This is a genomic window from Thermoplasma sp. Kam2015, assembly GCF_003205235.1.
Lineage (GTDB): Archaea > Thermoplasmatota > Thermoplasmata > Thermoplasmatales > Thermoplasmataceae > Thermoplasma.
The window spans coordinates 1-22,824 of record NZ_QJSM01000023.1 but is presented as its reverse complement, the minus strand read 5'-3'; the positions used below and the strand labels follow the sequence as shown (position 1 = coordinate 22,824).

Genomic DNA, 22,824 nt, shown 5'->3' with positions numbered 1-22,824 from the left:
AAATCATATCCTGATGGAAAAACAGACGGGGGAACTTGATCTGGAGTTCTTTCTCAACAGTGGCTTTGAAAAGAAAAGATGCGTTAAATGCGGATCATACTTTTGGACGCAAGACAGGGAGAGGATCACATGCGGAGACACCCCCTGTGATGAATACACGTTCATCGGCAACAGTCCAGTACCGAGATCGTATACGCTGGACGAGATGAGGGCTGCATTTATAAAATTCTTTGAGGATCGTGGTCATAAATTCCTGAAACCATATCCTGTTGTTCCAAGGTGGAGGGAGGATGTACTCCTTGTAAATGCCTCAATATACGATTTTCAGCCACACGTGACTTCCGGCATAGTCAAGCCGCCAGGAAATCCAATCGTAATGTCGCAGCCGAGTATCAGGATGAATGATGTGGATCTTGTCGGTATAACTGGGCGGCATCTGACAAGCTTCGAGATGCTGTGCCATGATTATTTCAATTCCAAAGATGAAACGGTTTACTGGAAAGAGGAGACGGTGCATTACTGTTACGATTTCCTGACAGAGGGCCTAGGTATCGACGGAAAGCTCATAAGTTTCAAGGAAAAGCCATGGTCAGGAGGTGGAAACGCTGGAAACGCTCTTGAAGTATTTGTGAGAGGGCTTGAAGTAGCTACGCTGGTATTCATGGATATGAAAGAGGATCCGAATGGACCATACGAAATAGATGGAATCAGGTATTCCAAGATGGACATGAAAATTGTGGACACGGGCTATGGATTAGAAAGATTGACATGGCTTTCGCAGGGCACGCCCACAGTTTATCAGGCCATATATCCAGATATAATCGCCCATGTGCTGAATAATTCATCGGTATCTAAGATTGATGACGAATTTCTATCAGAAGTTGTGAGGGCTTCCGTGATGAAGGAGCCTTATGAGGAGTCCTTCGTCATATCGCAGCTAGAGAAGAAATATCCGGACGCCAGGGATCGATATGAAAGGATAAAGAAGGCCAGAGACGTATTCCTGATGATCGATCATGCCAGATCCCTGATGCACATGTTTGCAGCTTACGTAATCCCATCCAACGTCAAGGTTGGCTATCTTGCAAGAATGCTCATAAGAAGAGCTTACAGAGCCCTGAACAATACTGGATACAGGGGTACGCTGCTTGATCTCATACACATGAACTATGAGGACCTGAAAGAAATAGTAGGTGAATTCCCTGACCGCTTCGCTTCAGACGTACTTTCAATCGAGGAGGAAAAATACAGAGAGGTTGAAAAGCATGGAACACAGATCATAGAAAAGCTCCTGTCTAACAAGGGAAGGATAGATATCGAAGATCTGATACTTCTATACGATTCGCATGGAATAAGCCCTGAAACTGTTAAGGGATATCTGGAATCAAAAGGCATGAAGATTGAGATACCGGAGAATTTTCATTCGCTTGTAATTCAAAGACATGATAAGGGAGAGGTGATGAAGAAAAAATACAGCGATTATCCAGATATAGAGACAAGGACCTTATATTATGATGATCCTTTCATGAGGGAATTTACCGGGCTCGTCCTTTACTCAAGAGGCAATGAGATCATACTTGACAAGACAGCCTTCTATCCAGAGGGTGGCGGTCAGCCATGGGATCTTGGATATTTTGAATACAAGGGCAAAAGGATAAATGTAACGGCAGTCAAAAAATATGGAAAGGCCATCGTGCACACGCTTGATGGTGAGATACCGGAGAATGTACGCGTCCATGGTGTGATCGACTGGGATAGAAGATCCAGACTCATGGTGCATCACACCGCCACCCATCTGCTGCTCGGTGTGCTCAGAGAGATACTCGGTCCCCATGTCTGGCAGAATGGTGTCCAGAAGGATGTGGAGGAATCAAGGCTTGACATAACGCACTATCGCAGGATAGATGACGAGACTATAAGGAGGATAGAGGATCGCACCTTCGAACTTATAAGGGAAGGAAGGGATGTCAGCGTACGAAATCTTGACTGGTACAGTGCCATCGACAAATATGGTTTCAGGCTATTTGAAGGCGGAGTTCCACTGACATCGAAGATAAGGGTTGTTGAAATACAGGGCGTGGATGCTGAGGGATGCGGTGGTACCCATCTGAAGAATATCTCATCCATAGGGGTTCTGAAGATAAGAAAGGTAGAAGCTATTCAGGAGAACATATACAGGATAACATTTTCGGCTGGCGTGCCGGCACTTCATCTATTCCAGGATTCTTATGAATCAGCATACAGAATATCAACTATGGTCAAGAAGCCAATCAGCGAGATAGCCCAGTCCGTATCCGAGATATCTAAAGAATACGGTGAGCTGAAAAGATCTCTGCTGGATATGAAACGCCGCGAAATAGAGAATAAGATACTGAATGCAAGATTGATAGGTCAGCCTGGAAAGGAATACCGTATAATCGAAGCTGATGAGTCAGACATCGGAGAGATATCCAGAATAGCTCATTCGAAGAAGGTAGACATCGTCGTGGAGACAAGAAGCTCAGGCACATTCAAGTACACAGCAATATCGCCAAGCAGGAAAGCCAGAGAGATGATCAGAGTGCTATTCAATGCTGAACCTGAGGGAAACGATTCAGTCGCATCATTTATCAACGAACACAGTGAATGACTCCATTATAGCTGGATCATGGAATTCGATGAAAGGACTTTCAAACCATCATAGTGAACCTTTTTTCAATTTCCGAATGCGTTTCTGCGCATTCATGCCGATGCTGATGACTAAAAGGAGAACTAGGAATGGACTAAAGATGATCGTAGTCTCAATTCAGGTCCGCTAGTGCAAGATGGATGCCTGAATCATTCAGTTCGCGAAGATCTGATCCCACCGATTTGGGCATCCTGCATCCTGATTTGTGATGTCAGACATGATACAAATGAGCATGATCAGTGACATTAAGCAATATAAAGTTATACACAATATGATGTCTGACAAGTCTGTCGATCACTAAATTGACGAAATATAATATGGGAAACTTTAATAATGAATCATTCAGATGAAGTTAAAAATGGCTGTGACACCGGAACGGATTCAGCAGATTGTTGGACGATACTACGGCGTTAAGAGAATAAGGGAAGAGGAAGGAGAATTTGAAGTAGAGGTTGAGGATATAGATTTCTATCCTGAGGATTACTTTTCGATGCTAGTTTCGGATCTCAGGAAGATGGGATATGTTGCTTTCACAAGGACGAAAAATGAGATTATAATCATAGAGGAACCAGAGAGATCAAGAAGATCACTGCTGAAGATCCTGATGGCCATAGCCACCGTGATCACACTCTTCTATGTTGGTTATTCTTATGTTTCATCGTATTTTTCATCTTCGCCTCTGATGTCGGTTCTTGAAACCCTGATCTACTTCGTGATCCCAGTTTTCATTATACTTGGATCAAGAGAATTCGGGCGGTATCTTGGAATGAAAAGGAACAGCATGCAGTATTCATTCCCAATATTTGTTCCAGATCCGATCGGAATGGGTACGATGGGATCAATAAATGCCCCGAATGTGGCCTATCCAAGTAAGAGGGCCATGGTTGAATCATCTCTATTATCAGTTGTATTTGGTTTTCTGGCATCTCTGATCTTTGTTATAATCGGTGGATACCTATCGCTCATGCTGCGAATTCCTGTCTCTGGCGTCAGATCGCCCATACTTCAGATTGGAAGTCCACTTATATTTCAGGCGGCCATGCGCAGCTTTGTCCCATCTGATGGTGTTCTCTTTCCTACGGCGTATGCGGGATGGGTGGGTATAATAGTGTCAGCCTTCAACGCCATGCCCATTGGATTCCTCGATGGAGGTCTCATATCATCAGCCATGCTGGGAAAGTATTCGCAGTATGTTGCGTACGTTGCCATAGTCGCAATAATAGGACTTTCCATACTCTATCCATCATGGCTGATCCTGTTAGTTTTTGTCCTCATAATCGGTATAAGGGGCCCAGAACCGCTCAACAATGTCGGCAGGGCGTCAGGATATGTGAAGATCCTGGCACTGTCCATCGGCATTATAATACTCATAGGGCTTGTACCGATCCCATTTCACACGCTACCCCCACAGTTTTCTGTCAGCTACGGTCAGACCCAGTTCGTGGTGTATTCCGTATCTGCAAATATTTCAACAAACGTTTCATGCTTTCTGAACGTCTCCAATCATGGAACGTCACCGATTACCCCTGGATTTTCCATATCGCCAGCGATCCCCATAAGCGTTAAGTCTTCATCACGATCGGTCTCTCCTTCCGCATCGCAGATGTTCAACGTTACAATATATTTCACAAAATCGTCTCCGGGATTTTACAGCTATGTGCTCTCAGTATTCACATCAACTGCTTCAGAGCTCGTTAATATACACATATATTTCATAGAGCTAACAGAAAATTTTACCATGAAGAGCAATAATCCGCTGGTAGAGAACGCAACGGTGAACGATACCAAGAGGATACCATTGACCAGCGATACAAGTTCAACGCTCATGCTGAATGTCTATGCCTTCGGATCATCAGGCATGGATTACCATGTGGTAGTGCAGAATGCTGTGATCGCAGAGGGCGAGAATTTTCCATTTATGCTCGATGGCGGGGCATCGTTCCTCATCCTGGTGAATTCGACCATACCACAGACCGTCTACGTGATCGTCTATGATCAGCAGTATCAGGGCGATGTTGCGGTTATCAATTTCGTTAATACGACCAGTATGGTACACAGATGACGCACATCAATCCCAAAATCTCCTGTTCCTGGCATAGTCCATCTCTGCGGTGAGTATCGCTCTTATAAGATCGTTCTCATATGCATAGGTAACTTCAAGAATTCTGGACGCTGTCTCTGGTCCCACTCCTCTGGCGGACAGAACCATGACTGCCTGTATTCCCTTCTCCTTGACGAGATGTGCATTCTTCAATATGCGTTTCCTGTATGCTGGATCGTCGATCTTTGATCTCTCAAAGTCAGAGAGCGCAGCAACTAGCCTCGATCCACATGCATCACATTTTGGCACCTTTATGTCCTTCACCCTGTACGTTCTCACATTTCCACAGTTGACGCAGTAAAGCGTAACGCGTTCATTCATTATTCTGTTCCTTACCGATTCCAGTATCACCTTTGTTGGTCTGAGGGGGGCGACGCGTTCTGAGTAGTGCGAGATGAAGATATCAGAAGCCTTGGATATGCGATCCTTAAGCACGAATTCTATAATATCTCTGCTCTCTATGAAATCCGAAAGTGCGGATGTGTCCATGTAGTCATTTATCAGCTTTCTTATGGAATCTTCGTAGACCACTGAGTTGGAATAGGCGTCCATTATCTTGTCTATTCTGATCCTCTCTAGATCCGCGTCCTCGCTTATTATTCCAAATTTTCTGGCCTCATAGAGGAAGACGGACTTGAAAAAGCGGGATCTTGAGGCTGAAGATCTTATGTAGGACATCAGATTATCCAGATTTATTCCCTTTATGATGCGCATAACATCCTCTGCATATATCTTTCTTGACGTGCGCATGTATATATGATATGGCGAATAATCCATCTCAACGCTCTCCCCGGTCACGGATGTGAGGACGTTGGATAGTATCTCGGCCAGGGCAAAATTCCCCCTTGTTCCGAGAAGTATCTGCACTATTATCTCGTCGTTGAAGCTCTCTATTATGACCCTATGTGTGGTGGCGATATCGTTCTCATACCATTCCGATAATTTCTTCTTTGAACTGGCATCGATATAATCAGGCAGTGATCTTGAGATTCTGTTCATCGATACGCGCTGAACCACATCGTACAGCACAGGTATGTCCTCGCCAGTCCATCTCGGTGCGACGGCAGGAGTGAAGAACGACTCAACTATGATCCGGTCATGATCGATCCTGACCACCCGCCAGGTGTTACCTCGCATGACGAAGTAGCTTCCTGCATCGATCTCTGAGGCCACATATCTTTCATCCAGAGTGCCTATGAATTTGCCTGAGACATCTATGACCTTATAGTTCTTCTCGCTGGGGATCATCGATATATTCTCTATGTAGTACTTTAGCGTATTCCGTCGCTTACCTATGAACTCGTTTTCAAGCCAGAGTTTCCTGGTGTTCGACAAAAATGTTATTACTGAGTAATATTCCTCCCAGGTGAGATCGGAATAAGCATAGGATCGCTTCACTACCTCAAAGAATTTTCTGATGTCAACCTTTCTCTGAGAATTCACCTCAGAGAGAATCTGATTTGCCAAGGTCGAGAGTGAGTTCTTCATTATCTGAACGTTCTCTATCTTTCCTTCGGAGATGCTGTCGACGATTGCAATAGCCTCCTCCATCTCTATCACGTCGGTGCAGACCACGTAACCTCTGGAGGTCTTTCCTATCCAGTGTTCGCTGCGGCCTATGCGCTGTATCATCTTGTTTATCTGTCTCGGTGAATTGAACTGTATGACCGCATTGGCCGTTCCAACGTCTATGCCCAGTTCCAGCGAAGATGTGCAGATCAGAGCCTTCACCTCACCATTTTTGAAGGCTTTTTCTGCAAATTCTCTGGTTTCCCTTGACAGTGATCCATGATGCACGAGAACAGGTATTTCTCCGAATTTCAGCTTCAGCCTGAAGGCAAGATCCTCAGCGACAAAACGCCTGTTTACGAAGACAAGAGATCCAGAGTATCTGTTGATCAGTTCCCATACCTTCAGGATCGCACCTGCATACTGCCTGTCGCACCCCATGATCTCGGCGTCAGATTCGCTGGATTCATCCGGGACCATGACCTCAATCTCCATGTTCTTCTTCAGAGTGGTGTATATGATCTTGCATTCTCCATCGGGCACAAGAAATTTTGCCAGTTCCTGAGGATTGCCAACGGTGGCCGAGAGTCCGATACGCTGAAAATTACCAGCCAGATCCCTGAGCCTTTCAAGCGCGATGGAGAGCTGTGATCCGCGTTCATTTTCAGCGGCGTCGTGAAGCTCGTCTACTATGACAACCCGTACATTTGATACGAACCTCCTCAAATTCTTGCCGTTCAGAAGTATCTGGAGAGATTCTGGTGTCGTCACCATTATATCCGGAGGCGTCTCTGCCATCCTCCTCCTGTCGGCATCCGTCATATCGCTGTGCCTGACCTGAACATCTATGCCCAGCTCGCGACCATAATCGACAAGACGTGAGAGGATATCACGGTTCAGGGCTCTGAGAGGCGTTATGTAGATCGCGAATACCTTCTGCGGTCTTTCATTTAATATTCTGTGGAATACCGGAAGTATGGCTGCCTCTGTCTTCCCGCTGCCTGTCGGCGAAAGCAGGATCGCATTCTTTCCTTCAAGTACAGAAGGGATCATCTGATCCTGCGCTTCTGTTGGTTCCGTGATTCCATGATTGCGGAGGATCTCGATGATCCTCGGATCTATCATTGAAAAGGCATTCGACATTCTATTCTCTCATCGATACGCTTCCAGCTATGATGAGCGGATCCCATACTGGCCCGAAGGGGGGAGTATAGCCAAGATCATCATAGAAGAGATCTTCAACAGTGAATCCGGCAAATATCGCCGTGGCCAATGTATTGAGCCTCCATGCTGCCCCATCCTTTCCAAGAACCTGCCCTCCTATGATCCTCTTATCCGAATTCCTGTAGAGTATCTTCACGTAGATATCCTCCTTTCCAGGATAGTAATTTGCCCGGCTCTTCGCCTTTATCAACGTTTTACCGAATTCAATGCCAGATGCAGTAGCTCTCCTCTCGTTAAGGCCTGTGAAACCAACCTCCATGTCGAAGACCTTTACCAGCGTTGAACCCACTGCACCGGGAAAGTTCATCTCAGAACCAGCGGCATTGGATCCAGCGACCCTGCCAGCCTTGTTAGCTATCTGTGCTAGCGGCATCATCTCCTCTTCTCCCGTGATGATGTTCTTAACGGTTGCCACGTCTCCAGCGGCATATATTCCAGGCGTAGAAGTCTCCATGTGTTCATCAGTTATTATTGCACCGCGCGGATCAGTCTTGATGCCTGCGTCCTGTGCAATGTTTGAATTTGGTACTATGCCCACTGCGGCTATGACGAGGTCTGATCGGTGGTCGTCCACGGTCGTCTTGATCGCATACTGATCCTCATCTTGCCTTATCTCAACAGGAGAGGATGAAAATTCAACGCTAACCCTCGATGCAAAATAATCGTTGAGAATCTTTCCTATATCCGGATCGAGCTGAGGCATCACCCTGTCGTACTTCGATATGATCTTGACCTTCTTTCCGGCTTCCGTCAATGTGGAGGCAAGCTCCACGCCGAGCACACCTGCTCCTATTATTGTTATAGTTTTCGATCTGTCGATGATCTCCTTAAGACGTATGGCACTCTCAAGGCTGCGTATACCGAGGACGCCTGTCGCAATTCCTTGTGGTATCCTTGGCCTTGCACCTGTGGCAATTATGAGCCTATCAAATTTCACTGCAGTACCGTTATCAAGCAGAACCGATAATGATGCTGTATCGATCTTCGTTACAACTCTGCCCGTTATCACTTTTATTCCCCTCTTCTGGGTGAACTCCTCAGGTGGATAGTGGAGAAGATCATTTGGGCTCTTCACTATACCCTGAAGGAAATAAGGTATTCCGCATTCTGCATAGGAGACAAATGAACCAGATTCAATTACGGTAACGTTTGCGTCTCTGTTAACTCTCTTCGCCTTTGATGCGGCTGCCATACCTGCCGCACCGCCACCGATGACAACTATATCCATACGGGAACATTGAAATATGGGATATATAGATTTGTTGAATTCCGCAGAAAGTTCTGATATTTCGAGTATTTTTCTGTCATTATTTGATTAGAATATACTGTCTCTATAGAACGACAAATCTTTGCATCATGAGCGGTGCGACATGGAATGATAGAGCTGATTAAAGGGGAGCATGCAAAATTCTAATAACATCTTTAAATTGAGGCTCCCCAAAGTTGATCGTATCAACTTAAAAATCATCGTCGTCTTCATCTTCATCTTCGTCATCGAAATCATCATCGTAATCCATCTTCTTGAAGACCAAACATTCCACCTCCGGACAAGAGAGTGATATCCCCTATAAATATGTTTTCTGCACACTGACCGGACAATCGATCATGCGGCTTGCATCTCAGATATATTTGGATGCATATGGAATTTTAGTCTGGATGTATAATAAAATTTCACATCCTTGAATTACATGATTTTGAGGATTTTCAAATCTTTCTGTGAAAAACTCCAATACTAATATTCAACGAACTTAAACTAGTATGATTTCATCAGGAATTTAGTGATCAACGGCCTATATATCGGAATGTCTTTCATCGGATTTAGATACAGTATCAAGATGATCTGTTCCTCGCATGCCTTTCTTCAACGTCATGGAGTAAAGCGATATGGTCTTTGAATATGAGTGCACACGGTGAATATCCACTGGTTCGAGACCAACCGACTTAAGGTCAACAAGGCGCGACTCAAGCCCTGATCGATCCAGGAATTCGTAATAATTAACTGTACCACCTACTCTTACAGTTTTCAATGCATCAGGCAGAAATGAGAATGATGCTGTGGGATTGTTCATGATGACTCGATCGGCCTCAGATATTTCACTGGCCACCGATCTTGCATCGGCACATACAGGTTCTATAACTCCGCGAAGCGCATTTCTGGTCATGTTCTGCTGCAGCATATTTATGGCCTCGCAGTTTATATCGGAGGCTATTATCCTGACTCTGTGGTATCTGGCAATCTCTATGCTTATTGGCCCAACGCCCGCGAACATATCAAATATGAATTCGCCATCGGAAACCTGATCTATGAGCCTGCGCCTTTCAGTGGCTAGTCTCGGTGAGAAATAGGCTTTTGATATATCGATGATGAAGCTGCATCCATTTTCTCTGTATTCGGTCACCGTGTTTCCATCGCCTGCTATGAGCCGAAGCTTCCTCTTCCTCTCGGATCCGGCGACTCCATCATCGTAGAACACGCTCCTAATATTTCTATGCGTCTTCAGAATATCATGCGCCAGCGCTTCGTCATATCGCTTCATTATGACGATGTTCCCGATCGTATCGAAGGAACCAGATGCCGAAGGTACCGTGATCCTTGGCTCAGCATCGATGACGATGTGTTCCCCAGAATAATCGTCCCTCACTGGGATGTAGATGAATTCTCCATTCCTGATCACGGAAAAATTCCGATCAAAAATGCCCTTCGCCCTGAGATCTGTTATTATCTTTTCAGCCATACTCTTGGGGGCCTTAACGAACTTCTTTGGAGGCAATGGATCTCGCCCTCCTTATCACGGAATTTGCCAGCGTATCTGAGAATCCGTAGATGGATCTTATCCTCTCCGGCGTAGCGCTTGCAACGTCTGCTATGCTTCTCAGACCGGCATCGTACAGTCTCCTGGCCCTCACGCGTCCAACACCTGGTATGAGCACCAGATCCAGAATATCCTCCCTGATGCCCTCCTTTAAACGCAGATTGAGTATCTCCAGCATTCTGCGAACCTCTGGCTTGTATATGGAGGATAGTTTTGCAAGTGAATAGGAGAGCCAGTCAGCCATTGAAATCCTTGCCTGCACGTCTCCAGGAGCTATTCCATAACGATCATAGAGGAGCCTGTAGGACGCCTCATTGATCCAGTCCCTCAACACTATGGCAGTCTTGGCTGCATCTATATCGCCGTCGATCATACCTATATCATCCAGAAACTCCATAGCGGAAAAATCGTCTTTGATGTTGAACGGTATCATCTCTCTGCAGATCGAGATGTGATACAGCGCATGTTCTATGTCCGAGGGACCGCTGAAGAAATCGACAAGTCTCAGTGCGCTTTCTGGATCTATGTAAAGATCGCTCGTGATCTTTCCCAGCTGGGTGGTCTTCAGCTCAGGTGTTCGCTTTATGAAGCCGTTGCTCTCGAGAAATTTCAGTGAGGCATTGATCTTCTCTTCGAGCATGTTTTTGCCGTTCTGTGAAAAATAGAAGGTGGTCTCATAGAATTTCATTATGTCTTCGGGTGATCTTGCGAGACCCATCGATATGGTCGCCAGGGCATTGAATCTTACCTTCGCGTCATTTCCAAGGTACGAGATCACGGGTTCAGGATCGGTTGAGAGGTATTCCTTTGCGGCCTCATAGCTGGACGGCGAGGAGACATATATGAGGCCAACGCCGAAGCTGTCGTATCCAGGCCTTCCGGCCCTTCCAATCATCTGCTTTATCTCCATATTCGTGAGATACGAGATGCCGTCGTATCCCCATCTGGTTATGTCCCTGACTATGACGAGGCGTGCCGGAAGGTTAACGCCTGCGGCCAGCGTAGGAGTGGCCACTATCACCTTTATGCGTCTGGATCTGAATTCCTTCTCTATGAAGGTACGCTGGTCGTTGCTGAGTCCTGCATGATGAAATGCCACGCCCCTTGGTAGAATTTCATTGAGCATATCGTCATAGACGCTGGAATCGTCGGAGGCTATCTTTATATTCAGGCTTGGATCGAATATCTGCGCCAGATCCCTCGCATTATCTTCAGCCTTCTTCCTGGAGCTGACAAACATCAGAACCTGTCCCTGATCTTCCACAGTCTCCTTTATGATCTGGTTAACGCTGACTCCGGACCTTCTCTTACCATCAAGGTAGAGCTGATCCCTGTAGATGATCCCCGTCTTCAGTGGTACGGGTCTGAAGTCGCTCCTTATGAGGGATGCGTTGAGCCATTTTGCCATCTCAGCTGCATTGGAAACAGTTGCAGAAAGTGCAAGCATCCTCATGTCGGGGTTGACATATCTTGCAACCGATGCGACCGTTTCCAGGGTGGGTCCGCGGCTTTCATCCCCGATGGTGTGTATCTCATCGATCACCATGAGGCCTACATCGTTCAGCATGGAAGGATCATGGTGCATGAGCGAATCGGCCTTTTCGGATGTCAAGATGACTGCATCGTATCTTCTGATAAAGTCTGGTGTATCGTCATAATCACCTATGGACATCTTTACCTTCAGGCCAAGATCTCTGAGTCGGGAAAGTTCAGAATATTTTTCCATTGCCAGCGACCTTAGCGGTACAATGTATATGGATTTGAGATTTCTCTGGAAAGTTTCATATATTGCCGAATAGGCAATGAGAGTCTTGCCAGCTGCCGTCGGCACACTGACAATGACGTTCTTTCCCTTCCTAAGCTGCTCTATCGCCATCAGCTGATGATCGTAAAGCTGAAAATCATTTCCATCGAACAGCTGGAGGAAAGCCCGATCATAACCCAGTTCGCTGATCTTCACGCTGCACCATAACTGATAGATATAAAAAGGTTGAGACTCATGGCGATGCCCATTATATGCCCTTCAGCTGAAGCGCATGATATTTGCGTTCTTCAGGGATCACCGTTTTCACGTAAATATTGGATGTATAGGACATCGCGTACAGGGCCGATCATGATGGCGGCCTGTACTTGCCCCAACCGCGAAGGGCGTAATATTTCTGCAAAATTGAGATCAGCTCTTCGTTGCTCATACCTGACTCTGGGGGTTCGCCATCCACAGGTCTTCTCACAATGGCAGGGAGCCAGTCATCCTCGGGTTTTAGACCCAGATCCTCGTTTATCTTCCTCTTCAAATTCACTATCTCCGATCCACGATCCATGAGATCGTTTATTGAGGCTGAAATCCCGGTGGAAAGACTGTAGGCCGATGCAAGAAGGGACGGATCCGGCTGTGCATAATAGCAGACTATGAGGGAATTGTATATCTGCCTGAAATCCTGGGTCTTTATGACTGTTCTAACGCGATCGTCGCTGTCCACATTGAATCTGTCACCAGAGACTATGCCTATATCTGGATGGTCTCCGCCTATGTCTATCTGATACATGTCGCCCTGCATGTGATCCGCGCCCCTGCTGGATGTTGCGTAGACTATGCCCTGCAGTTTAAAGGCTCTGGGATCGTGCAGTGGTATCTCCAGGCCTTTCACTGTCGCTATGAGATCCCTGTCTATGCCCATAGAGGTGGAGTACCTGTAAAGGCCATCGGCTATCCTGTTTCCAGGGCCCTTCCTCATGGCTATGTCAAGTATCATCCTGCCTATGTTGTCAAAGTTGTCCGAATAATAGGATTCTATCTGCTCATCCTTTACGACTCCTGACTTTACAAAATATCTCAGGGCTGAAATGATAACGCCAGTGCTGATGGTGTCCATGCCCAGTCTGTTTATGGCATGGTTCCAGTCTAGTATTTTCTGGAAGCTCGTGTTTCCCAGCAATGGGCCTAACGCAGCAACAGTTTCATATTCCGGCCCATCTATATTGATGCCGCCGTATTTCACAGTCCTTCCGCAGCCTATCACGCAGGTCGCGCAGTTATAGCTGGATACATTGTAATCCTCATGAAACTTTATACTGCTCAGATCGTCGAACTGGAATCTTCGATCCATGAAGTAATTTGCTGGAATATCGTTGAAACCGATCCCTCCATCCATCCAGATCATGCTGCCATAGCTTCTGAAGCCGGATACTACTGGCGATTCGATAATGGATTTTGATGCCTCCTTTACGACACGGTTGTATTCCAATCTGTCGCTTACCTCTACGATCCTCCTTCCATAGACAGCTATCGCCTTTAGTTTCTTCGAACCCATGACGGCGCCGAGTCCTGTTCTTCCCGCTGCGCGGCCCTCATCATTCATTATTGATGAGAACAGAACAAGGTTTTCACCTGCCGGTCCTATGCACATTACCGAGTAGTTCTTATCCTTCTTCAGCTTTTTCTGGGTCTCGTATATATCTAGTCCCCACAGTTCCGGTGTTCTGACTATTCTGAATTCTCCGTCATTGATGAATATGGAAACGGGGACGTCGGATTTTCCCGAGATCACCATACCATCAAAGCCGGATCTCTTGAGTTCAAATCCGAATCTTCCACCTGAATTGGATTCCCCCAGAAACGTCGTCAGGGGGCTTCTGCTCACAACTTCATGCCTTCCGGAATTTGGAAAGGCAGTCCCGACCAGAGGTCCTGTCGTTATTATCAGAGGATTTTTTTCCGAAAAGGGATCGAAGTTACCGCCGTATCTGGTGAAGAGATATGATCCTACACCGACTCCGCCTACGTATCTTTCCCAGACTTCCTCTGGGATTCCATCCGTCCATGCATCACCGCGTGTCAGATCGATGAAGAGAATCCTGTTCCAGAAACCTGGCAAATCAATCACCGTAGGCCTTAAGATATATGGATCTGATGTCATCCTCGCCGGCGATCACTGGATTGAAAGCAAGTTCGCTGTCTGCCAGGGCCTTTTCTACCATCTCATCGATGCTTGCCAGGTAGCGCCTCCTGTCTATTCCCAGATCCCTCACACTGACGGGCTGTCCTATCCTCGCATACAGATCCTTTAATGCAGACACAGCATCACTGTAGCCCAGGCGTTTGGCAATCCTCTCATATTTGCGTCTGGACGGATCGTCTGTAGAATTGAATTCTATCACGTAGGGCAGGAACAGGCCAACGCATGTACCGTGAACAACATGATGCGTGGATCCAAAGCTGTGGCCCAACGCATGGGCCAGAGCGGTCCCGCTGTTGGTGAAGGCGATGCCAGCCATGGTTGCGGCCAGATGCATATTATCGCGTGCGCTTTCATCTCCATTCATGGAACCTTCTATATTATCAAATATGGTCTCTATGGCCTTCTCAGCTAGAGCATCGGTGAATATTGTTGATGTATTGGCGGTGAGCGCCTCAAAGGAGTGAACGAGAGCATCAACGCCGGTAGGTCTTATGATGTTTGGATCCGAGGGTGTAAGCGAAGCATCGAGTATGGATATGTAGGGCACAAGATCGAAGTTTCCAAGGGCGAGTTTTCTGCCCTGATCGTTGACCACTATCCCAAAGGAGACGTCACTCCCGGTTCCAGACGTTGTAGGAACGGCTATGAGTTCAGCTTTGAGATCAAGGATCTCGAAAGGATTGATCTCCGCGATGCTTCTATCTGAGTACGATATCTTAACATCCAGCGACTTGGCGAAGTCTATCACGCTTCCGCCGCCAATGGCAATTATCGTTCGTGGTTGAAATCCTGAGAGGCTTGAATAGGCTGACTCAATCGCGGTGATCTCCGGCTCCGGCCTGACGTCATCAATCACGCGATAATTCGTTCCGTCCATGGATCTTCTTATTCTATCCCCGAAAATTTTCATGATGTTCTTGTCGGTGACAACAAGCACGGGTTCCCTAAGCTGCAGGCTATCCCTGATAGATTCTATGATGTCCCTCTGCTGATATATCTTTCTTGGCAGAGTTATGATACCCATGATATCACGCCAGGTATTTGGTGGGTATGCTCTGTGCCACCTTGACCATGGCTATGGCTGCAGATGCGTACCTCAGGATGAGAGCCATGTTTCCCTTAACCTTAAGCTGGCCGGTAAGCATGGCCTGTGTCGGATTTATCTTTCCATCTATGATCTTCCTCCAGTTTGCATAGGTTGCAGTGAGCACGAATGGTGCCGATCCTTCTCCTTCCTTTATGACTTCGCACTTCTCGCATTTTCCATCCCTCAGATAAAGGGTGAAGGATCCGAATTCTGGTTTTTCTGATAATGAACCGGTATCAGAAATCGTGAACATTATGGGATCTTTCCAGCCCTTGCCTGCCTTGTTATAATCAGGCGATTCCGATAGCCTTCTGCAGTATTCATCCACCCATGTCTGTGATGGAAACAATATCTCTTCTGCCATACGATATATATAAGTACATTGCTATATAGATTTTTCTAAACGATTTGAAGATCGATCGCTATCTGTATATCAAGTTGAGATAATTGATCTTTTCGCGTTCTGCTTCATCTTCTGAGATTCCGTTGATCCTCTTCATGACATCTATGCACCGCTCAATCTTTGATCTTCCGGAATCTTCTGAAAAGATGAAATGGCCCTCCCTCCTCCACAATATGTCATCGGCATGAATGGCGCCCTCGTATAGAATGTCATAGGCGTAGCTGATCTCATCATCGTCCATCTGGCCATATTGCCTTATTATTTCGTCCTTTACATCATCTATCCGTCTTCTGTATTTTAGCGAGATGGCTGGTTCCGCCTTAACATCGAATTCTCTCAGTATTTCCCTTGATATTTTGATCGCTATTGTTCTGTAGGTCGTGAGCTTTCCTCCGACAACATTTACTGTGTTTCCAGCCTTGATTATGCGATACTCCCTGCTTATCTTTCCCGGATCTCCCTTGCCGAACAGTGGCCGAAGACCAGAATAGGCATTGATAACGTCTGATCTTTTCAGTCCTGGCACATATCCCTTGACAGAGTCTATGAGGTACTTTACATCTTCCTCTTCTGGCGAAACCATGGCTGGATCGCCGTCATATTCTTTCTCCGTGGTACCTATGATGGATACATCGCCTCTTGGGATGATGAACACTTGTCTGCCGTCAATGGGTGATCTGAGTGCGATGGCTATATCGACCGGGAAAAGATCTTTCTTTATTATTATGTGATCGCCTTTGCTAAGCTTGATCAATTTTGCGGCCTCTTCAAGTTCAGGATAGTGATCCGACATCATCCTGAAAATATCGCCAACCCAAGGTCCAGCTGAGTTTACAAGGAACCTGAAGGGTACTTCAAAACGGTCGCCAGTAAGCTTATCCACAACTATCGCGGATGAGGCGCGTTCGCAATCGAAATTTATACTCCGGATCTCTGCATAATTGATCGCCCATGATCTTTCTCCTATGGAAGAGAGAATGTTATCCACAACCAGTCTGGCATCGTTGACCACACCCTCTGCATACACATAGCCGCCCATCTGAGGAGTATGGACAAGGAAAGGATATTCTGCGGAGAGTTCCTCTCTTGAATACCATTTTGCCTTGATCTCCTTTGAGAAGAATGAGTAAAGCCACAATCCGAATCTCAGAGTATTTCTGGACCAGGAATTTGCATCGATTGGTATCAGGAAATTTTTCCTTCCAACGAGATCCGTATGTCCGATGAGAAAATCTCTTTCCCTGACTGAATCCATCACAACGGAGAACTGACCGTTTGCGATGTATCTCAGGCCACCATGTATCAGTTTCGAAGATCTGCTGCTTGTACCAGAAGCGAAGTCTCTGGCTTCCACAAGTGCAACTTTCAATCCTGAATTTGAGAGGGCGTTGAATATACCTGATCCGGTGATCCCTCCCCCGATTATAAGCACATCCACGCCCTGCTTCATCATGGATACCGCTTTAGCCCTGTATTCCAGAATCTGCTTGTTCATCGGCCTTCTGGAGACTCAGCATACCTATCAATTTAAAGTTAGCGCTTGACATTATGTGGAAAAGATCTTTAAAGTTCTCGCAGTGCGTTTAGATCGTATCTTGAACAAGAGCAAATCAGATCAGGCTGGAACGATGCATTATGCGTCTATTTGACTGGTCTTATGGGTTTTTCTTTCTGTTCTGGGTACAGGCCCTTTGCGATAAGTTTATCCGATCATGTCCTATATTTTTGGTAAGATCCTGAGGATAAAATATGAAAGCGCTCTGCAGACGGAACGCTCAGGCCGAAGTGAAGATAATCCGCAGAATACACTGTGGCTGCAAAGAATGAAGAGACCGTGGACGAAGATAGAATCAATCATCCGCTGGAGAGAACACACGGGCAATATTCCAGTCAGCGGGTTTCCAAACAGGGTCCAAGCGACATATAACGGATAGAGATGTTTCATATTGTGGATGTGGAGGTCATCTCAAAATGGATAATGGAGCACGGATGATCTGGGGCAGGGAAGATCGTGAATCTGCATCGGATAAGATCATACTAGATTATATAAAGAATAGATTCGGAGTCAGTGACGTAATAGAATGGGACGGGATCTACAGAAGGAAAAATTTGGGGGAGAATTCGGAGCTTCTATCATTGATCTCACAATGTCTACCTCCGGACAGAATTTCATTCAGGTCAGAGGATAGGATACTGCATTCCATGGGAAAAAGTGCAATGGAATATGCATCAATAATGGATGGCGTTGATGTTCCAATAGTCGACGCAGTAATATATCCTGAGGAAGACGAGATTGAATGCATAATGAATAAGCTCAGAGGAAAGGGAATCATAATATCTTATGGTGGCGGAACATCGGTCACCGGTGGCCTGAGGCCGAACAGTCAGCACGGCTATGCTGTAAGCCTGGACACCAGAAATTTGAACGTCTTCAATCTGGATGAAAGATCAATGGTTCTTGAAGCAGGATCCGGCCTTCTGGGACCAGATATTGAAAGGAGGCTCAACGAGCGTGGACTTACGCTAGGAAATTTTCCAGAATCATTCCAGTTCTCCACGCTTGGAGGATGGATCGCAACCAATGCGGCGGGGCAGGAGTCAAATAGATACGGCAAGGTAAGAGACATGGTTCTGGGCATAAAAATGATATCGCCACGAGGTACGTTCACGGATCATGTCGTACCAGCCGAATCTGCGTTTTTCAGGGTTGCGGATATAGGAATCGGCAGCGAAGGTACGTTCGGAATCATAACAAGGGCCTGGCTGAAGGTCAGAAGGGTGCCGGATCGTTATTATTATAAAGCGTATATGTTCAGGAATTTTTCTGAAGGTCTCGAGGTGCTGAGAAATGAATTTACATCTGGAAGATCCAGAATGGTGGCCAGGCTATCGGACGATCAGGAAACGTCGCTGTCTCTCCTTGCGGCGGGCGATTCCGCCGCATACAGACTCTTCCGATCATATCTGAGATACAGAGGCGTTCATGACAGCGGATCTATACTCGTAGTTATGGACGATAGTAAGATAGATATCAAGGGAGGAGTAGGACTTGGACCTGCTCCTGCCAAAATGTGGTCTAGGACTAGGTTCGATAGACCGTATCTTTACAATGAACTGATCAGGCATGGCATAATAGCTGATACTATAGAGACATCCGTTCTCTGGTCAAAGGCACAAGATCTTTATTCTGCAGTTGTATCCGCATTCAGAAATGAATCTGATAGGCTGAAGATACCTTCCATCATAATGTGCCATGCCTCGCATGAGTATATATCTGGAACTGCGCTGTACTTCACCTTCCTTTTCTACTCCAGAAAGAACAAGGCTGATGTGTTGAGATCGTTAAGGGGTGCAATTCTGAATGCTATACTGGCATCTGGCGGATCCATATCGCATCATCATGGAATCGGCCAATATCTAAGCGATCTGCTTCCAGCGTATAAGGGGTCTGCATTCGAGCTGATGAGCCAGCTAAAACATTTCCTTGATCCAGACAACATGCTGAATCCTCAAATTATAAAATGAAAGTTATTTATAGCAAATCTTTGATGACTTGATCAATGAGAGCATTATTCATAGTGAACCCATCAGCCGGGCATGGCAGAGCTGGAACTGCTTGGGAAAGCAATCGCAAAATCATATTCGATCATCTTGGAGAACACTCCTATGAGATCACAAAACGTCCCGGTCATGCCACAGAGATCGCTAGTAAATTGTCAGAGGACGAATTCGATGTGGTGGTATCATGTGGTGGGGATGGTACCTTGAACGAGGTGGTCAATGGCATAGTTGATAAAAACGTTAAAGTGGCGGTTTTACCCCTTGGGACGGGTTCAGATTTTGGAAAAAGCATAGGAATAAGGACCCTCGAAGATTTCATAGCTGCAATGAAAGCTGGAAACATTTCTCCAGTTGACGTATTCGAAATTAACCTATCTGATATGAGGCGCAGATATTATCTGAATATCCTGGAGATAGGTTTTGGTGCAGAGGTTATGGATTATGTTAATTCGCATAAGTATTTTGGGAGGCGATCATTCAGCGTCGGAGTTTTCTCAACCATCTGGAAGATGCATCCCTTTGATCTGTCCATAAGCATCGATGGGGAGGACAAAACGATCTCCACCATTGAAGCTATACTGGCCAATGGAAAGTATTTCGGCGGAGGAATGATGGCTTCTCCCAAATCCGCTATAAATGACGGCCTGCTCGATATTCACCTGTTGACGCCTTTTTCAAAGATGAAAACAGTAATGAATCTACGGTATCTTGTAGATGGCTCTTACATCGATAGAGGTTATGCACACAGCTTCAGGGGAAGGTCCGTATCCGTGAAAAGTCGGGGTCATCTGGTTGAGGCAGACGGTGAGGTTATCGGGCGTACTCCGATCAACGTATCGGTTGCAGGTCAGATCAGTTTCATTGTAAGATGATAGGTAAATCGAAAGGTACCTCGTTTATAGAGGGGCTATGAGGCGAAAGTCTCTTTCCATGAGCGTGGGGTAGTTCAAAAATCATAAATGCAGATACCTACCTGCGAGAAAAACGGCCATGTACCAAACGTTGACAGTTGGTGGATGAAAAATTATGCATGATTGATTATAAAGTCGGCTAGAAGTTTATTGTAACCGTCACGATCCTCCCACATAGTCAGGTGCGAGCAATCCTTGAATACATGGAGTTCTGACCCAGATATCCTTTCATGTATAGCTCTGGCTACCGTTGGAGTTACCTCATCGTACTCGCCAACAGTTATCAGGGTAGGCACCTTTATGGATGAGATCTTCTCCGTTATGTCCCAGTCCCTGATCGTTCCGGTTATGGTGAATTCATTCGGACCGTTCATTATCCTGTACACATTTCTTCTCTCAGCATATTCCAGCGATTTCATAACTTCTGGAGGCCAGTCCTCCGATCTGAGAAGGTGCTGATGGTAGAAGTAGTTGACTGCTTCCTGATACTCAGGATTATCATATATGCCGGCAGATCCATATTTCCTTATGGCTTCCCTGTACTTGCTCGGAAGTTCATCGATCAGTCTGTTCATCTCCTTGACGGTGAGCGGAACGGATGATAGTCCACCGGATATTATCAGGCCCTTCAGATGGTTCTGGTATTTCACGGCGTAGGCGAGCGCAAGGGCGCCACCATAGGATGATCCCATAAGGAACACCTTTTCGTCGCCAAAAATTTTAGAACGGAGCCCCTCCGCCTCTTCGACTCCATAGTCTATGGTGAAGTTCGATACATCTGGTTCTTCCGATCTCCCGCATCCAAACTGATCATAGAAAAGCACGGTTATACCTTGTTTAGTAAGATCCCTGAGAGATAACAGATAGTCATGGGACATCCCTGGTCCACCATGCATTGTCATGAGTTTTGCCTTTTCGTCATCGGCTCTGCAGAGCTTGTAATATATGTATATTCCGTTAACCTTGGCATAATTTTCTGTGCATTCATCAGACATTTCCATACACCGATACCAATCAATGACATTAAGAAAAAGTTAAATATAAATTTAGATCATAAATAGATAGAATTTGGATCTCAATCTTCAACAGCCTCGGCACGCTCTTCATTAAATGCCATTTCTGAGATCTTGGCGTTTCTCCCTTTCACATATGAGTACACCGCGGAGAACAGCGCCCATGCCGCGAAGGATAAGGAGGCAGCTATGACCGGCGGCGATATTGAGATGAATGTGCCGTAGAATACATAAATCAGTATCGCCGTAACAGCAACGGGAAGTGCTATATTCGGAAGGCCTATTCTCTGCCCTTTCTTCCTCAATATGGCCGGAAGCGAGAGATTTGCTATCATATGTACCAGAAGGGCCGCCAACGTTGAAAGAACGCCAGTGAACAGAAAGCCTCCGAACGGTCCAAGGAATTCCACGCTGAGAAAGCCTATGAGAACCGCTGCAGCCACCATGACAAGGCCGGCAAGATGCGGTGTCCTTCTCCTGTCATGAACCTTTGAGAGCGATGAAGGAAGGATGCCATCCCTGCTCATGGACAGCGTTATTCGTGCAACGCTGTTGGAAAAGGTAACGTTGTCCGTTAGTATGCTGTTTATGTAGAATATGGTTATGAGGATGGCCGCCCAAAGTCCAATGTCCACCTGAGCAAGTTTTATACCGGGTACCAGATTGTTTGCATAGGATTCCATATTTGCAGGGCCCCAACCAACCGTAAAGGCGTAGGCTGCAAAGACGAAGAATATGCCAAGGACTATGGAGGAAAATACAACTGCGTTGCCTATCATTCTTTTGGCATCCCTTGCCTCTTCACCTAGTGGCGTCATTCCACCGAAACCTGAGAAGGCGGTGTACATGAACAGAACGCCGAGAGCTATACCGCTTACACCATATGAATCATACTTCAATGTGAAGACGCTGGCGGTGTTGATGGATGGATGGCTCAGTATTATGAATAGACCTATAAAAACCACTACGGCTATTTCCAGCGATCCCATAACTGAAACATATCTAAGCGAACCTTTGATGCCGAGGAATGAGACGACATATCCGAATGCGGCGGATGCTATCAGCAGCGGTATCCATAGATAGGACGGAACTGTTATACCGTATATATAGCTCAGCAGTGCTGGAACGAATACGGCTATGGATAGGGATATGAATGCGAGGGCGGCTATCTGATACAGTATGTAGATCCATCCGGAGAACGATCCGACTCCGCCTCCGAAACCGCTCTTTATGTAATCGTAGTATCCCCCTGGGCCGGCAACATGGTTGGATATCTTCCTGATTATGACGGCGTTCAGGAACACGATAACGAAAGCTACCACTGCAGCCAGTGGAAGGGATCCCAGTGCAAAAGCTGCGGAGCCGGTCATGGTAGCCACCGCAGCGCCTGCCGGTGCCGAAGCGGCAACCCCCTGAAACATAACTTCTCTGAAGTTTAACACATTCCTTCTGAGAGTCTTTGCCATGATAATACCAGTCAGGGCAACGATTATCAATTATATAATCTTTTCTTAATCATATATTACTGAAAGTAATTTAAAAATATATAAATTTGAGTTCTATTGTATATATTAT

Annotated in this window: 14 protein-coding genes; 4 read left to right on the top strand and 10 right to left on the bottom strand. The window is 46.1% G+C overall.

Translation table 11 applies throughout. The features are described 5' to 3' along the window. Positions 1–13: 13 nt before the first annotated feature. On the top strand, positions 14–2,629 hold the full coding sequence (gene alaS / locus DMB44_RS04935; RefSeq protein ID WP_110641430.1) for an alanine--tRNA ligase: 2,616 nt from the start codon (positions 14–16) through the stop codon (positions 2,627–2,629). A 385-nt stretch (positions 2,630–3,014) separates the two neighbouring features. Then, positions 3,015–4,730 (top strand): site-2 protease family protein, encoded by a 1,716-nt coding sequence (locus DMB44_RS04930; protein WP_237265303.1) that lies wholly within the window; start codon positions 3,015–3,017, stop codon positions 4,728–4,730. Positions 4,731–4,736: 6 nt separating this feature from the next. On the opposite strand, the gene DMB44_RS04925 is transcribed toward DMB44_RS04930, so the two are convergent. The 8 genes from DMB44_RS04925 to DMB44_RS04890 all read right to left on the bottom strand — a co-directional run bounded on the left by DMB44_RS04925 (position 4,737) and on the right by DMB44_RS04890 (position 17,259). Continuing rightward, on the bottom strand, positions 4,737–7,421 hold the full coding sequence (locus DMB44_RS04925; RefSeq protein ID WP_110641428.1) for a DEAD/DEAH box helicase: 2,685 nt from the start codon (positions 7,419–7,421) through the stop codon (positions 4,737–4,739). Position 7,422: 1 nt separating this feature from the next. After that, positions 7,423–8,730 carry an FAD-dependent oxidoreductase gene (locus DMB44_RS04920; protein ID WP_110641426.1) on the bottom strand — a complete coding sequence of 436 codons (1,308 nt, stop codon included), beginning with the start codon at positions 8,728–8,730 and terminating at the stop codon, positions 7,423–7,425. 562 nt (positions 8,731–9,292) lie between these two features. Continuing rightward, entirely contained in the window at positions 9,293–10,273 is a 981-nt protein-coding gene (locus tag DMB44_RS04915) for a class I SAM-dependent methyltransferase family protein (RefSeq protein ID WP_110641424.1), read from the bottom strand. Beyond that, the gene (locus tag DMB44_RS04910; protein WP_110641422.1) at positions 10,251–12,275 is read right to left on the bottom strand and encodes an ATP-dependent DNA helicase; all 2,025 of its coding nucleotides are present in this window, start codon (positions 12,273–12,275) and stop codon (positions 10,251–10,253) included. Before DMB44_RS04910 ends, DMB44_RS04915 begins: the two co-directional genes overlap by 23 nt. Positions 12,276–12,426: 151 nt before the next feature. Then, positions 12,427–14,190 (bottom strand): aldehyde ferredoxin oxidoreductase family protein, encoded by a 1,764-nt coding sequence (locus tag DMB44_RS04905; RefSeq protein WP_161952101.1) that lies wholly within the window; start codon positions 14,188–14,190, stop codon positions 12,427–12,429. A 1-nt stretch (position 14,191) separates the two neighbouring features. Then, the gene (locus DMB44_RS04900; protein ID WP_110641418.1) at positions 14,192–15,298 is read right to left on the bottom strand and encodes an iron-containing alcohol dehydrogenase; all 1,107 of its coding nucleotides are present in this window, start codon (positions 15,296–15,298) and stop codon (positions 14,192–14,194) included. 4 nt (positions 15,299–15,302) lie between these two features. Beyond that, entirely contained in the window at positions 15,303–15,725 is a 423-nt protein-coding gene (locus DMB44_RS04895) for an SCP2 sterol-binding domain-containing protein (RefSeq protein WP_110641416.1), read from the bottom strand. 58 nt (positions 15,726–15,783) lie between these two features. Then, positions 15,784–17,259 carry a glycerol-3-phosphate dehydrogenase/oxidase gene (locus DMB44_RS04890; protein ID WP_110641414.1) on the bottom strand — a complete coding sequence of 492 codons (1,476 nt, stop codon included), beginning with the start codon at positions 17,257–17,259 and terminating at the stop codon, positions 15,784–15,786. 494 nt (positions 17,260–17,753) lie between these two features. On the opposite strand from DMB44_RS04890, the gene DMB44_RS04880 reads away from it, so the two are divergent. Beyond that, positions 17,754–19,289 carry an FAD-binding oxidoreductase gene (locus DMB44_RS04880; protein ID WP_161952100.1) on the top strand — a complete coding sequence of 512 codons (1,536 nt, stop codon included), beginning with the start codon at positions 17,754–17,756 and terminating at the stop codon, positions 19,287–19,289. Positions 19,290–19,324: 35 nt separating this feature from the next. Beyond that, on the top strand, positions 19,325–20,197 hold the full coding sequence (locus tag DMB44_RS04875; protein WP_110641408.1) for a diacylglycerol kinase family protein: 873 nt from the start codon (positions 19,325–19,327) through the stop codon (positions 20,195–20,197). A 152-nt stretch (positions 20,198–20,349) separates the two neighbouring features. On the opposite strand, the gene pip is transcribed toward DMB44_RS04875, so the two are convergent. Next, positions 20,350–21,231: a proline iminopeptidase gene (gene pip, locus DMB44_RS04870; protein WP_110641458.1), complete on the bottom strand. Its 882-nt coding sequence runs from the start codon at positions 21,229–21,231 to the stop codon at positions 20,350–20,352. 80 nt (positions 21,232–21,311) lie between these two features. Continuing rightward, positions 21,312–22,715 carry an APC family permease gene (locus tag DMB44_RS04865; RefSeq protein ID WP_110641456.1) on the bottom strand — a complete coding sequence of 468 codons (1,404 nt, stop codon included), beginning with the start codon at positions 22,713–22,715 and terminating at the stop codon, positions 21,312–21,314. Positions 22,716–22,824 lie beyond the last annotated feature (109 nt).

Excerpts from the sequence above, each read along its gene's own strand:
- alaS (WP_110641430.1), top strand. The coding sequence starts at position 14 with ATGGAAAAACAGACGGGGGAACTTGATCTGGAGTTCTTTCTCAACAGT.
- DMB44_RS04930 (WP_237265303.1), top strand. The coding sequence starts at position 3,015 with ATGAAGTTAAAAATGGCTGTGACACCGGAACGGATTCAGCAGATTGTT.
- pip (WP_110641458.1), bottom strand. The coding sequence starts at position 21,231 with ATGTCTGATGAATGCACAGAAAATTATGCCAAGGTTAACGGAATATAC.
- DMB44_RS04925 (WP_110641428.1), bottom strand. The coding sequence starts at position 7,421 with ATGTCGAATGCCTTTTCAATGATAGATCCGAGGATCATCGAGATCCTC.
- DMB44_RS04875 (WP_110641408.1), top strand. The coding sequence starts at position 19,325 with ATGAGAGCATTATTCATAGTGAACCCATCAGCCGGGCATGGCAGAGCT.
- DMB44_RS04895 (WP_110641416.1), bottom strand. The coding sequence starts at position 15,725 with ATGGCAGAAGAGATATTGTTTCCATCACAGACATGGGTGGATGAATAC.
- DMB44_RS04900 (WP_110641418.1), bottom strand. The coding sequence starts at position 15,298 with ATGGGTATCATAACTCTGCCAAGAAAGATATATCAGCAGAGGGACATC.
- DMB44_RS04890 (WP_110641414.1), bottom strand. The coding sequence starts at position 17,259 with ATGAACAAGCAGATTCTGGAATACAGGGCTAAAGCGGTATCCATGATG.
- DMB44_RS04865 (WP_110641456.1), bottom strand. The coding sequence starts at position 22,715 with ATGGCAAAGACTCTCAGAAGGAATGTGTTAAACTTCAGAGAAGTTATG.
- DMB44_RS04880 (WP_161952100.1), top strand. The coding sequence starts at position 17,754 with ATGATCTGGGGCAGGGAAGATCGTGAATCTGCATCGGATAAGATCATA.
- DMB44_RS04920 (WP_110641426.1), bottom strand. The coding sequence starts at position 8,730 with ATGGATATAGTTGTCATCGGTGGCGGTGCGGCAGGTATGGCAGCCGCA.